The organism is Sulfitobacter rhodophyticola (genome assembly GCF_041281685.2).
GTDB lineage: Bacteria > Pseudomonadota > Alphaproteobacteria > Rhodobacterales > Rhodobacteraceae > Sulfitobacter.
The window spans coordinates 3,666,061-3,679,335 of record NZ_CP166251.2 but is presented as its reverse complement, the minus strand read 5'-3'; the positions used below and the strand labels follow the sequence as shown (position 1 = coordinate 3,679,335).

Below are 13,275 nucleotides of genomic sequence, written 5' to 3'. Positions count from 1 at the left end.
AAACATGCGAACCTCTGGCTGGCGCCTCACGGGGCGTTCGCGGTCATCCCCATGTGTCCAAGGGTGCATCTGAACGCCGCCGTGTCAAGCGCGACAGATCAGTAAAGCGCAATCCGTGCGACGCTGACGTCGGCGCTGAACTCCCGCCCGATGGCCAGAATGCCAATGCGGCGCAGGCGTGCGGGGTCGAAGGTGGCATCGGTCTTGTGCGACTGAAAGGTGTCGAAGGGAATGCGCAGGGTGGTCCACTCTGGTGGTGCATTGAAATCGGTACGGAAGGATTGCCACGGACGGGTCAATTGATCTGTGCGCAGACGCAGATCATAGGCTTCGCCATTGCCGAAAACGCTGATCTCGACCCCTTCGAAGGCACTGGCATCAAATGCGCTGCCATCGGGTTGCAGATCAAAGGCCATCTGCACGAACCCCCCATTGTTATCGAGCGAGACATCCCCGGTCAGCCGCGTCGCATCCTGGCCTTCCACGACCTCCGCGCTGATCTGCCCGGAGGACACGCCGCCCATCACCCGGTCGGCGACATATTCCCAATCGGGTGTCAGGTTCAGCATTCTGTCCTCGGCAAATGAAGGGGTGCCCAGCAGCAGGGCCGCAAGCGTGGAGTGGACGAGCTTCATCTAGCACTTACCTGTAAAGGGGAAAGAAAAATGCAGGCTTCTGTTGCCAGGTGCCTGCGAACCCCGCCTAGAACTGCAAGGCCCTAGGACTTAATTTTCAGTCTCTCCGGTCGCTTACGCGGCCATCGCTACTGGTGCACGATTGTCATTTGCAATTGTACGTTTTGAACCGATAACGGTGGTATCTCACCGAGACAAAGCTAACCCCTTTAGACGTTCGTCGATCCTGTTTCGGCCCCATGATCCCCAAATGAAGGATATTGGTGGAGCCGCCGGGTACCGCCCCCGGGTCCGATCCGCTTATGACGAGCGCGTTTATGTCCATAGTCCCGAAGGACACCGCTAATATAGGATAGCCTGCGTGGCGTTTCAATTGAATTGATGCGTATCTGACAGCGGGCTGCTTGGGATGTCTGACAACGGCGCGGTGGTATAAGTTGCCTTCTGCCGTGGACTTCAGGGTGTTTTCGCCGGTGGACCTCAGTTCTGCTGTCGTCCGCAGCGCTAGTTGGTCTTGTCCCGCGCGGCCCGCTTGGCTAGGACATCACGGCCCAGATTGCGCGTTTCTTCTTCCAGCGCGTGCAGGCCCTTCCGGGTGCCCGGCGCATCCTGCTGCTCAACCGCGTCGGCAATGGCACCATGCAGCGCGACGATCTGTGCCCGGTCGCGGGCGGTGAAGGTGATCATGTTCATCAGGGGCTGCATCGCCTCCACCGCACCGGCCAATTGATAGCTGAGCACGGGATTGCCCGCCGCATCGACCAACGCCCGGTGAAATGCCACATCGGAAGCGCAAAACGCCTCATCCGTGAGGCCGGGTTGGCCCTGACGGTGAATTTCGGCGCGCATCGCGGCCAGATGATCCGCCGTGCGCCGGGTGGCGGCCAGGGGCGCGCAGGCCCGCTCAAGCGCATAGCGCGCCTCCAGCGCTGTCTCGAAGCTGACGGCATTCATGCTCAAGAGCAGGGTCGAGGTGGTGATCTGCTGGCTGTAGGCTTCTTCAAAGCTGATGCGGTTCACAAAGGCACCGCCCGTCGCCCCACGCTGTGTGCGGATCAGCGACTGTGCGGCCAGCCGCTTCAACGCTTCGCGCACTGTGGGCCGGGAGACGTTGAAGGTATCTGACAATTCCGCCTCGGACGGCAGGCGTTGATCCACGATCAACTGGCCGGAAATGATCGCATCGCGGATGGCGGTGGCAATCTGGGCGGAAAGATCAGCGGTACTGGAGGGATCAAGTTGCATATGTCTTACAATTAGGATTTGCCCGAAGCTTAAATGTCTGACATTAGTTTCGCAACTACTGAGTCGGACCACTTCATGAACCCTGTCCTGCGATCCTCTTTGTGGCTGATGTTTTTTGCGCTGGTCCTTGCGGCCTGGGCAATGATGTACCTGATGGCCATGGACATGGACGTCGACCTGCTGGGTCGGCCGGGTGAAATGGGCGAGCGGATGCGCTGGATGAACCCGCGCATGCCGATGTACATGCCCATGGCGAATTTCGGACCCTTGTTTGCGATGTGGGCCGCGATGATGGCGGCGATGATGCTGCCGACGATGGTGCCGACGCTGCGCGCTTATGAAGACCTGATCGTATCCGCGAACGGCTCTCGGGCGGGGTGGCTGGGCGTTCTGGCGGGCTATTCGATCATGTGGGTTGCCTTTGCAGCGCTCATTGCCGGGGTGCAGCTTTCACTGCTTTTCGGCGGTGTGATCGACATGCTGGGCATTGCGCGGTCCCGGTGGTTTGCGGTCGCGCTTTTGCTGGCGGTGGGCCTGTTTCAGTTCACCCGGACCAAGGAAATCTGCCACGGCGTCTGTCACAGCCCGATGATGTATTTCCTTGGCCATTGGCGCACGGGGTTTGCGGGTGGATTGCGCATGGGGCTGGGGTTGGGCGCGTTTTGCGTCGGGTGCTGCTGGGGCTTCATGGTGCTGGGATTTGCGGGCGGGGTGATGAACCTGGCCTGGATGGGGCTGGCCACGCTTTTCATGGTGGTGGAGAAGCTGCCGCAGGTCGGGCATTATGTCACCAAACCAATGGGCTTTGCCCTGATCGCGGGCGCGGGCCTTGTGGCGGGCTGGCCCTTCATTACGGGACTAACGGGAGGATAACACATGGCGGTGAAACGCAAACCAGATGCCGACAGGCTGCCTGTCTCGCAGCGGATCGACAGCCGGATGCCCAATCCGGGGCGCCGCCAGATGACGCCGACCGAATGGGCGATCAAGGGCGAATTGTTCATGAACTGCTCATGCGAAGTGGTGTGCCCATGTGGCATTTCCCTGGGCAAGCACCCGCCGACTTACGGGTATTGCCAGACGTGGTTCGCGCTTCAGATCGAAGACGGGCATTTCGAAGGGGAAAGCCTTGCGGGGCTCAACGTCGCATTGCTGATCGATATCCCCGGTCGCATGTGCGAAGGGAATTGGAAGGTCGCCGCATATGTTGACGAGACGGCCAGCCAGAAGGCTTACAATGGCATCTTGCAGATCCTGTCAGGAGCAGCCGGAGGAAGCACAGGCGTGTTTCATTTTCTTGTTTCGGAGATCATTGGTGCAGAACGAGAGAAAGTCATCATTGAACGCGACGGTCGTAAGCGCCGCATCATAGTCGGCCGAAAAATCCAAGGCGAAATTGAAATGATTCCGGGTAAGGATCCAGATGTACCGGTTTCCATGCAGAACACGCAGTACTGGATGGGTCCGGTTATCTACCCTGCCGTCGGCCTTAAATCCAAAGTGCGAGATTATGGCAGGATCTGGGATTTTGAAGGCAAATCTGGAGACATCATTCCGGTGGATTGGAAAGGCCCCAAGCCGTGATCACGCCGGACTATCCGCGCACGATGGCGCGGTATAACGCATGGCAGAACCAGTCGATCTATTCGGCGGCAAACGGGTTGACCGAGGCAGAGCGCAACGAGGACCGGGGCGCGTTCTGGGGGTCGATCCGTGCCACGCTGGCGCATCTGCTTTGGGCTGACATGATCTGGACCGCGCGGTTCGATGGCGGCGAAGGGCCGGATCGGGGGGCGCTGGAGGCACATGCCGAGTATGACTGGGCCTTCCTGCGGGACACGCGCCCAAAGATGGATGCCCGCATCGCCGACTGGGCCCGGAGCGTCACGGAGGACGACCTGGCCGGTGACTTGACGTGGTATTCTGGGTTTCTCAAAACCGATATGACCCGGCCGAGGGCGCTGTGCGTCATGCAGCTCTTCAACCACCAGACCCACCATCGCGGGCAGGTCCATGCAATGCTGACCGCGCTTGGGGCAAAGCCCGACGATACTGACATTCCCTTCATGCCGGAGGACGCTTGATGGCGCTCATCTCTCCCTCCCGTCGCCTGCGGCGCACGCCTTTCTCCGAAGGGGTCGAAGCGGCGGGGGTCAAAGCCTACACGGTTTACAACCACATGCTTCTGCCCACCATGTTCAAAAGTCTGGAGGAGGATTACCACCACCTCAAATCCGCGGTGCAGGTCTGGGATGTTGCGGTCGAACGGCAGGTTGAGTTGCGCGGCCCGGACGCGGCGCGCCTGATGCAGATGCTGACCCCGCGCGATCTGCGCGGCATGCTGCCGGGGCGCTGTTTCTATGTGCCCATCGTGGATGAAACGGGCGGGATGCTGAACGACCCGGTCGCTGTGAAGCTGGCTGAGGATCGGTGGTGGATTTCCATTGCCGACAGCGACTTGCTGCTTTGGGTGAAGGGCATTGCCAACGGCTACCGGCTGGATGTGTTGGTGGATGAACCCGATGTCAGCCCGCTGGCCGTGCAGGGACCAAAAGCCGAAGATCTGATGGCGCGTGTTTTTGGCGAAGCGGTGCGCGAGGTGCGCTTCTTCCGCTTTGGCATGTTCACCTTTCAGGGACGTGATCTGGTCGTGGCGCGGTCAGGCTATTCCAAGCAGGGCGGGTTCGAGATCTACGTCGAAGGCAGTGACATCGGCATGCCGCTTTGGCACGCATTGATGGAGGATGGTCAGGATCTGGATGTGCGCGCGGGCTGTCCCAACGCGATCGAGCGGATCGAAAGCGGGCTTTTGAGCTATGGCAACGACATGACCGACGACAACACACCGCATGAATGCGGGTTGGGCCGGTTCTGTGATACACAGACGGCCATCGGTTGTATCGGTCGCGACGCCTTGTTGCGGGTGGCCAAGGAAGGTCCGGTGCAGCAGATCCGCGCGATAGACATCGGGGGCAATGCGGTGCCGTCATGCGACAGGCCATGGCCGCTGATGGCGGGCAGCAAGCGGGTGGGGCAGGTGACCTCTGCCGCGTGGTCGCCGGACTTCAAGACCAATGTCGCCATCGGCATGGTCCGCATGACCCATTGGGACGCGGGCACGGAATTGACAGTCGAGACGCCGCAAGGGCCGCGTGATGCACAGGTGCACGAGGATTTCTGGGCGTAAGCGCCGGGACGTGAGGACAGGAGCGGGAGGCCGGCCTCTCGCGCTGTCCGGGATTTTGAACCATTTGGAAGCAGGCGCAGTCTGCAAAGGGAGTACGAGATGTTTAACGCACTGGTTGTAAACAAGGATGATGAGGGCAAGACGTCGGCTGCGGTGACGCAGTTGGGGTTGGACGATTTGCCAGACGCGGAAGTGACCGTTGCGGTGGAATACTCCACAGTGAATTACAAGGACGGGTTGTGCATTGGCCCCGGCGGCGGGTTGGTGCGCAATTATCCGCATGTGCCCGGTATCGATTTTGCAGGTACGGTCGAGACGTCTGATGATGACCGTTACAAACCCGGCGACAAGGTGGTGTTGACCGGCTGGCGTGTGGGCGAGGCGCATTGGGGCGGCTATTCCCAGAAGGCGCGGGTGAAAGCGGATTGGCTGGTGCCGCTGCCTGCAGGGCTGGATACCCGTCAGGCGATGGCCGTCGGTACGGCGGGTTTTACCGCGATGTTGGCGGTGATGGCGCTGGAGGACCACGGCATCAAGAGCGGTCCGGTGCTGGTCACAGGTGCTGCGGGTGGTGTGGGATCCGTGGCCACGGCGCTGTTGGCGAAGCTCGGGCATCAGGTGGCGGCGGTGACCGGGCGGCCAGAGACGGCTGATTACCTCAAAGGGTTGGGCGCCACGCAGATCGTCGCGCGCGAAGAGATCAATGAGACCACCAAGCGCCCGCTTGAGGGAGAGACCTGGGGCGGGTGCGTCGATGCCGTGGGCGGCGCGATGCTGGCGCGCTTGCTGGGTCAGATGCAGTACGGGGCCAGTGTGGCTTCTGTCGGTCTGGCCGGGGGCGCGGGGCTGCCTGCGACGGTCATTCCCTTCCTGTTGCGCGGGGTGAACCTGCTGGGCATCGACAGCGTCATGCAGCCTTACGACAACCGTCTGCGGGCCTGGAAACGTCTGGCAAAGGACCTGCCGATGGACAAGCTGGAAGCGATGGTGCAGCCCGCGACCCTGTCTGATCTGCCCAAGCTGGGGGCGGATATTCTGGCCGGCCAGGTCAAGGGCCGGGTCGTGGTCGACGTCAACGCATGATCCCGCGCGCCGCGGCCGTGCCGCGCGATGCGCTGTTGCACCGCTATGTTGAGCAGGCGGGTTGCTATACCGATTGTTTCGAGGTGATGCACCCGATGGAAGCGGATTTGCCCGCTTTCATCGAAGCGTTCTATACCACGTGGCTGTTCCGGTTGGAGCGGTTGGTGCTGGGCGTCGGTTTGCGGCGCGCGATCCCGGACAGGGAGGTATCGGCACTGGCGCAGGGGGCGGAGGGGTTTGCCGCGTGGCGTGTGGAGGACCGATCGGAACGGCAGATCCTTTTGTGTGATCTGTCTGGCAGGACACGCTCCTGGCTTGCGGTGGCACCCAAGGACGGCGGCACGACAAGGCTTCTGTTCGGCTCCGCCGTCGTGGGGGATGAGCAGCAGGGATTGTCCCGCGTCATGCGCGGCTTGCTGCCGTTGCACCGGCTTTATTCCCGGGCGCTTCTGCGGCTGGCCGAATGGCGCTTGCGCAAGACCTGAAACGCCGGGGGTGACGGCCCTGCGCGGGGCGCATAAGGTGCCCGAAATGATCAGGAGAACCCGATGACCGCCTATGACCCCGAGAATATCTTCGCCAAGATCCTGCGCAAGGAAATCCCCAGTTTCAGGGTCTATGAAGACGACGAGACCTATTGTTTCATGGACATCATGCCGCGCAGTGACGGGCATTGTCTGGTCATTCCAAAAACACCCTGCCGCAATATTCTGGATGCCACGCCTGCGCAGTTGGCGGCCTGTATGGCGACGGTATCCAAGGTTGCGAATGCGGCCAAGGCCGCTTTCAATGCCGATGGTATCACTCTGCAGCAGTTCAGCGAAGTGGCGGGCGGGCAGGAGGTCTTTCACCTGCATTTCCACATCCATCCGCGCCATGAGGGCGTGTCACTTCGCCCGCCCGGGACCATGGGCGATATGGATGTGATCAAGTCCAACGCAGAGGCGATTCGGGCAAAAATTGATCAATAACGGAACGTGGTTAACGGGTGTAATAGTGGACCGAGTCCGAAATTCGTTGTTGAAGTCAATAATTGCAAATTAGAACAATTCAGTATGTGCTGATCTTAATGTAAAACCAACCGTATTGGATTTGTTACAAACGTGTTACCCTCCCGGCGTTGGCCGCAAAGAAGCTGACGACAAATAGGGAACAGTAGTATGTCAATCAAACCTCCACTCATGCATCTGCCGATAGCCACGGCCGACAGCGGGTTCTACAAGGGTTTTGCCAAGAACGTGACGATCGCGGGCAAGCTTCTTGTTGGTGCGCTGATCGTCTGGGCCGTCGCTTTTCCGGACCAGGCCGCGTCGGTGCTTTCAAGCATCAATGGCGTGATCCTTGCGACTTTCAACTTTTGGTACGTCTACGTGATGGCCTTTTTCGTCGCAGTCTGTCTGCTTCTGGCGATTATGCCTGCTTCGGGGCGGCTGAAGCTGGGACATGCGGATGATGTGCCGGAGTTTTCGAACTTCTCCTGGTTCTCGATGATGTTTGGTGCCGGGATCGGGATCGGGATGCTGACCTTCGCGACGGCGGAGCCGATGTATCACTGGGGCGCGAACCCGCAGACCATTTCAGGGGAATTGGTCGGCAGTTCGGCCGAGAACGTGCGCGCTGCCTATGTGTGGTCATTTACCCACTGGGGGCTGGCCGCATGGGCCGCCTACGCGATTGTGGGTCTCAGCCTTGCCTATTTCGCCTATCGCCGGGATTTGCCTTTGACCATCCGGACAGCACTGGTGCCGCTTTTTGGCAGCAGGCTTTCGGGTTTCCTGGGTCACCTCGTGGACGTGGTTGCGGTTGTCGCGACGGTTCTGGGTGTTAGCCAGACGCTGGGTTTCGGCGTTGAACAGTTCGTATCAGGCCTGAGCCGCATCGGTTTTGGTGACTGGCTCTATGCTGAAGCAGCGGACGGTGGACAGAAAGTATCAACCGCTGCGATCGTCTTTGCACTGGTCGTGATCATGGGGGCCTCGACGCTGTCGGCACTTTCAGGGGTTGGCAAAGGCATCAAGTGGCTGTCCAACATCAACATGGGGCTGAGCTTTTTCCTGCTCGCCTTCTTCCTCATCTTCGGTTCGACTTTCTTCGGGCTGCAGGCGCTGTTCGTGGGCATCTGGGATTACCTGCTGTCAATTCCGGGCAATATCCTCACCGTGTGGACTTCGACACCGATGGAAAGCTTCACGGCGTCAGTCCCCGCGGCGGTGCAATCGCTGCCGGCTGAAGATCTGACAACGATCTTCGGATCCGCATCGAGCCCGTGGGGCACCGAGCAATCCTTTGCCGAAAGTCTGCCTGCATCCGCGGCATCACTGACACCTGCCGATATCACAGCGACCTACACGGCGGCCACCGACGGCCGTCAAGCGGGCTGGCAAGGGGCCTGGACCATCTTCTACTGGGCATGGTGGATCGCCTTTGCGCCTTTCGTGGGCGTGTTCCTGGCGCGCATCTCGAAAGGTCGTACAGTGCGCGAATATGTGCTGGGTGCGATCGTGATCCCGGCGCTGATGTGCTTTGTCTGGTTCGCGATCGTGGGCGGTACGGCCATTGATCTGGAACTGAATGGCGATGCGAATGGTGCGATTACCGGGGCAGGTCAGTCTGACCAGCTGTTTGCGATGCTGGCCGTGATCCTGGAGCCGACGCTGGCATGGATCATGTCCGTTATCGTGGTGGTCCTGCTGCTGACCTACCTTGTCACATCTGCTGACTCCGCCGTGCTGATCATCAACACGATCAATGCGGCCGGCGATGAAGGTCCAAAGGCGCGGCCGCATATCCTGTTCTGGGGTGCGGCACTTGCCTTTGTGGTGGGGGGGCTGATCATCGCTGGCGGTCTGGGTGCGATCCAGACGGCGATGGTGATCGGCGCCTTGCCCTTCAGCCTTGTGATGGCGCTGATGGGTCTTTCGGTCCTCAAGGCGATCTGGCGTGACGGCAAGCGGGAGCGCGCAGGCGTGGCCGCGACAAAGGCCGATCTGACAGGCGAACCTGCGGAATAAGCGACAGGTTTCGAAACCTGCTGGAAAGCCCCGGTGCCGCATGGTGCCGGGGCTTTTTGCGTTTGACGGGCGGTGCCGAGTGTAGAACTGTGCCGCAATGACACTTGATATCGACTGGGTCCGCGCCCAATTCCCCGCCTTTGATGAACCGTCTCTCAAGGGGCAGGCCTTTTTTGAGAACGCCGGGGGATCCTATACCTGCAAGCAGGTCATCGATCGGCTGTTTCGCTTCTATACCCAGCGCAAGGTGCAGCCCTATGCGCCATACGCTGCCAGCACCATCGGTGGGGAGGAGATGGACGAGGCGCGCACGCGGCTTTCCGCGATGCTTGGTGTGGATAGCGACGAGTTGAGCTTTGGTCCCTCGACCACGCAGAACACCTATGTGCTGGCGCAGGCCTTTGCGCAGATGATGCAGCCCGGCGAAGCGATCATCGTCACCAATCAGGATCACGAGGCCAACAGCGGACCGTGGCGCAGGCTGGCCGACCGCGGGATCGAGGTGCGCGAATGGCGGCTTGACCCGGAGACCGGGCATCTGAATCCCGCCGATCTTGAAAACCTGCTGGATGACAAGGTGCGGCTGGTCTGCTTTCCCCATTGCTCGAACGTGGTGGGACAGATCAATCCCGTGACCGAGATCACCGCCCTTGCCCATGCTGCCGGGGCCTTTGTCTGCGTTGATGGCGTATCCTATGCGCCACACGGGTTTGTCGATGTGGGTGCGTTGGGGCCGGATGTGTACCTGTTTTCGTCCTACAAGACCTACGGGCCGCATCAGGGTATCATGGTGATCCGCCGCGCACTTGGCATGCTGCTGCCCAATCAGGGGCATGAATTCAACGCGGATAGCCTTTACAAGCGTTTCACGCCTGCGGGTCCGGACCACGCGCAGGTGGCGGCCTGCGCGGGGATGGCGGATTACGTCGACGCGTTTTATGCCCATCACAAACCGGATGGCACCGACGGCCCCGCCGCGCGGGCGGGCGTCGTACATGACATCATGCGCGGGCATGAAACCGGTCTGTTGGCACCTTTGCTGGATGCGGTGCGCAGCCGCAATTCCGTCCGTCTGATAGGCCCCGCTGAGGCGACAGGGCGTGCGCCGACGGTCGCGCTTGCCCTGAACCGCAACGCCGAAGACGCCGCCGCCGCCCTTGCGCCGCATGGGATCATGGCGGGGGGCGGGGATTTCTACGCCGGGCGTGCCTTGTCCGCGATGGGGGTGGATTTGGACAAAGGCGTGCTGCGGCTCAGCTTCACGCACTACACAAGCCGGGATGAGATGGATCAGCTGATCACAGCGCTTGACGCAGAGTTGTGAAGATTTCGCGCCGTCCCTGCCTTGATTGCCCCGCGCTGGCCCTACCTCTCTGGAGTTAAGAGACTGTTAAGGCCGGAAGATGAGCGATACCTCCCCCATTTTGATGTGGTTCCACCGTGATCTGCGACTGAGCGACCATGCCGCTTTGTCTGCGGCGTGCGACGCGGGGCGCCCTGTGATCCCGGTCTTTGTCCATGACAAGCTGGTGGAACAGCTGGGCGCCGCACCCAGATGGCGGTTGGGGCTGGGCCTTGGCGCGCTTGCTGACAGTCTTGCGGAGAAGGGCAGCCGCCTGATCCTGCGCCGGGCGGACGATGCGTTGGACGCGCTGCGGGCCCTGATCGACGAAACCGGGGCAGGGGCCGTGTACTGGAGCCGCCCCTACGACCCCGACACCATCGCGCGCAATACCGATATCAAGTCCGCCCTGAAGGATGCCGGGATCGAAGCGAAGTCGTTCAAGGGACACCTGATGTTCGAACCCTGGACGGTGGAGACGAAGACGGGCGGTTTCTACAAGGTCTACACGCCGTTCTGGAAGATGGTGAAGGGCCGCGACGTGTCCGAACCGCTGCCAACACCGGGCAAGATCCCTTCTCCTGCGACATGGCCCGAAAGCGACGCGCTGGACGATTGGAACATGGGTGCCGCGATGGATCGAGGCGCAGATGTCGTGCGCCCGTTTGTGCGGTTGGGTGAGGCTGCAGCGCAATCACGCCTCGGGGCGTTCACCGCGCATATCATCGAGGGTTACGACACCAGCCGCGATATGGTCGCGCAGGACGGCACATCGAACCTGAGCGAAAACCTGGCATTGGGAGAGATCACGCCGCACCAATGCTGGCACGCGGGCATGCGGGCGCGCGAAGAAGGCAAGGCGGGCGCGGAGACATTCCTCAAGGAACTGGTCTGGCGCGAGTTTGCCTATCACCTGATGCACCACACGCCACGCATCCTGAGCGGGAACTGGCGCGAGGAATGGGATGCCTTTCCATGGAAGGACGACGCGCGCGCTTCCGAAGTCATCGCTTGGAAGCGCGGGCGCACCGGGTTGCCGTTTGTCGATGCCGCCATGCGGGAGCTGTATGTGACGGGCCGGATGCACAACCGGGGGCGGATGATCGTGGCCAGTTACCTGACCAAGCACCTTCTGACCCATTGGCGTATCGGCCGCGACTGGTTCGAGGAGTGTCTGATCGACTGGGATCCTGCCAGCAACGCAATGGGCTGGCAGTGGTCGGCAGGCTCCGGGCCGGATGCGACGCCCTATTTCCGCGTCTTCAACCCCGAAACGCAGTTGGACAAGTTCGACAAGGATCGCGCCTATGTCAGCCGCTGGATCGCAGAGCGCAAGGCCAACCCGCATGAAGATGCGCTGGCGTTCTTCGATGCCATCCCCCGCCACTGGGCGATGTCACCCGACGATGCCTATCCCGCCCCGATCGTATCGCCGTCCGAGGGGCGCGAACGCGCACTTGATGCCTATTCAAACAGGGATTTTTAGGAATTGTTAATTCTGTTCAACGGGCTACACTCTGCCCCGCTTCAAGACCATTTGGGGGCTTCATGATCCTGACCAGCACCGAGGGGCAGACAAACCTGCCGCGTTATTTCACCCGTGTCTACAGCATGGCGCAGGACATGCAGCATGGGCGCGTCGATTTCGTGCTGCCCGATGGCCGCACTTTTCGCGCCGAAGGGCGCAAGCCCGGTCCGGTGGCCGAACTGCGCATCCACAACAACGATCTGTTCGCGCGTCTGATCCGCGAAGGCGACCTGGGGTTTTGCGATGCGTATCTGGACGATTGGTGGTCCACGCCCGATCTTCAGGCCTTCATGGACCTTGTGCATGCCGACAACGAAGACGTCTATGACGGCTTTCCGGGCATGGGGCTGGTGCGCAGTTTCGAAAAGCTGCGTTTCTGGCTGCAACGCAATTCCAAGTCACAGGCACGTAAAAATATCTCCTATCATTACGATCTGGGGAATGACTTCTACAGCCTTTGGCTGGACGATACGATGACCTATTCCTCGGCCTTGTTTGAAGATGGCGCGCAACAATCCCTCGAAGTGGCACAGACGGCCAAGTACAAATCCATGGTCGACCAGATGGGGGTCCAGCCAGGTGATCACGTGCTGGAAATCGGCTGCGGCTGGGGCGGATTTGCCGAATATGCCGCCAAGGAACGCGGGCTGAAGGTCACCGGGCTGACCATCAGCGAAGAGCAGTTCAAGTACGCCCAACAACGCATTGAAAAGGCAGGTCTTTCGGAAAGCGTTGATTTCAAGCTGCAAGACTACCGCGATGAAGCGGGGCAGTACGACGGCATCGCCAGCATCGAGATGTTCGAAGCCGTGGGTGAAAAATACTGGCCGATCTATTTCGAGACGGTGCGCGACCGGCTGAAACCGGGCCGTTCAGCGACCTTGCAGATCATCACCGTCGCGGACAGGCGCTGGGACGTCTACAAGCGCGGTGTCGATTTCATCCAGAAGTACATCTTTCCGGGTGGCATGCTGCCCAGCCCGAAGGCGCTGCACGATCAGGTCTACAGCGCGGGATTGAGCGTTGAACGCTCCATCGAGTTTGGCAAAAGCTATGACATCACGCTGCGGCGCTGGCATGAAACCTTTAACGAACGGTGGGAACAGGTGCGTGCCCTGGGCTTTGATGAGCGGTTTCGGCGGATGTGGAATTTTTACCTCACTTCCTGCGCGGCGACATTTGATAGTGGAAATTGTGACGTAACGCAGATTACCATCAAGAAACCCGCGTAGCCAAAGACCCCG

Annotated in this window: 13 protein-coding genes and 1 other RNA gene; 11 read left to right on the top strand and 3 right to left on the bottom strand. The window is 60.5% G+C overall.

The window, feature by feature from the left end; translation table 11 throughout:
• Positions 1 to 98 precede the first annotated feature (98 nt).
• The 3 genes from AB4X18_RS19125 to AB4X18_RS19115 form a co-directional block, all read right to left on the bottom strand.
• Positions 99 to 566 (bottom strand): CIA30 family protein, encoded by a 468-nt coding sequence (locus AB4X18_RS19125; protein ID WP_370402541.1) that lies wholly within the window; start codon positions 564 to 566, stop codon positions 99 to 101.
• Between the two features lie 98 nt (positions 567 to 664).
• Positions 665 to 1,012, bottom strand: a transfer-messenger RNA (tmRNA) gene (gene ssrA / locus AB4X18_RS19120).
• A gap of 127 nt (positions 1,013 to 1,139) precedes the next feature.
• Positions 1,140 to 1,880 carry a FadR/GntR family transcriptional regulator gene (locus tag AB4X18_RS19115; protein ID WP_370401564.1) on the bottom strand — a complete coding sequence of 247 codons (741 nt, stop codon included), beginning with the start codon at positions 1,878 to 1,880 and terminating at the stop codon, positions 1,140 to 1,142.
• 75 nt (positions 1,881 to 1,955) lie between these two features.
• Between AB4X18_RS19115 and AB4X18_RS19110 the strand changes: the two genes are divergently transcribed.
• The 11 genes from AB4X18_RS19110 to AB4X18_RS19060 all read left to right on the top strand — a co-directional run bounded on the left by AB4X18_RS19110 (position 1,956) and on the right by AB4X18_RS19060 (position 13,263).
• On the top strand, positions 1,956 to 2,753 hold the full coding sequence (locus AB4X18_RS19110) for a DUF2182 domain-containing protein (protein ID WP_432816919.1): 798 nt from the start codon (positions 1,956 to 1,958) through the stop codon (positions 2,751 to 2,753).
• Positions 2,754 to 2,756: 3 nt separating this feature from the next.
• Positions 2,757 to 3,464, top strand: coding sequence for a DUF1326 domain-containing protein (locus AB4X18_RS19105; protein ID WP_370401562.1), 708 nt, complete (start codon positions 2,757 to 2,759; stop codon positions 3,462 to 3,464).
• The gene (locus tag AB4X18_RS19100; RefSeq protein WP_370401561.1) at positions 3,461 to 3,964 is read left to right on the top strand and encodes a DinB family protein; all 504 of its coding nucleotides are present in this window, start codon (positions 3,461 to 3,463) and stop codon (positions 3,962 to 3,964) included. The genes AB4X18_RS19105 and AB4X18_RS19100 overlap by 4 nt, the downstream gene beginning before the upstream one ends.
• Entirely contained in the window at positions 3,964 to 5,067 is a 1,104-nt protein-coding gene (locus AB4X18_RS19095) for a dimethylsulfoniopropionate demethylase (RefSeq protein WP_370401560.1), read from the top strand. Before AB4X18_RS19100 ends, AB4X18_RS19095 begins: the two co-directional genes overlap by 1 nt.
• A 99-nt stretch (positions 5,068 to 5,166) precedes the next feature.
• The gene (gene acuI / locus AB4X18_RS19090; RefSeq protein ID WP_432816918.1) at positions 5,167 to 6,150 is read left to right on the top strand and encodes an acryloyl-CoA reductase; all 984 of its coding nucleotides are present in this window, start codon (positions 5,167 to 5,169) and stop codon (positions 6,148 to 6,150) included.
• Positions 6,147 to 6,635, top strand: a complete 489-nt coding sequence (locus tag AB4X18_RS19085; RefSeq protein ID WP_370401558.1) for a hypothetical protein — start codon at positions 6,147 to 6,149, stop codon at positions 6,633 to 6,635. The genes acuI and AB4X18_RS19085 overlap by 4 nt, the downstream gene beginning before the upstream one ends.
• A 63-nt stretch (positions 6,636 to 6,698) precedes the next feature.
• Complete coding sequence (locus AB4X18_RS19080) at positions 6,699 to 7,121, top strand: HIT family protein (RefSeq protein WP_370401557.1); 423 nt, start codon at positions 6,699 to 6,701, stop codon at positions 7,119 to 7,121.
• A gap of 189 nt (positions 7,122 to 7,310) precedes the next feature.
• The gene (locus AB4X18_RS19075) at positions 7,311 to 9,161 is read left to right on the top strand and encodes a BCCT family transporter (RefSeq protein ID WP_432816917.1); all 1,851 of its coding nucleotides are present in this window, start codon (positions 7,311 to 7,313) and stop codon (positions 9,159 to 9,161) included.
• 97 nt (positions 9,162 to 9,258) lie between these two features.
• Positions 9,259 to 10,485, top strand: coding sequence for an aminotransferase class V-fold PLP-dependent enzyme (locus AB4X18_RS19070; protein WP_370401556.1), 1,227 nt, complete (start codon positions 9,259 to 9,261; stop codon positions 10,483 to 10,485).
• Between the two features lie 79 nt (positions 10,486 to 10,564).
• On the top strand, positions 10,565 to 11,989 hold the full coding sequence (locus AB4X18_RS19065) for a cryptochrome/photolyase family protein (RefSeq protein ID WP_370401555.1): 1,425 nt from the start codon (positions 10,565 to 10,567) through the stop codon (positions 11,987 to 11,989).
• A gap of 62 nt (positions 11,990 to 12,051) precedes the next feature.
• Positions 12,052 to 13,263 carry a class I SAM-dependent methyltransferase gene (locus tag AB4X18_RS19060; protein WP_370401554.1) on the top strand — a complete coding sequence of 404 codons (1,212 nt, stop codon included), beginning with the start codon at positions 12,052 to 12,054 and terminating at the stop codon, positions 13,261 to 13,263.
• Positions 13,264 to 13,275: the final 12 nt, after the last annotated feature.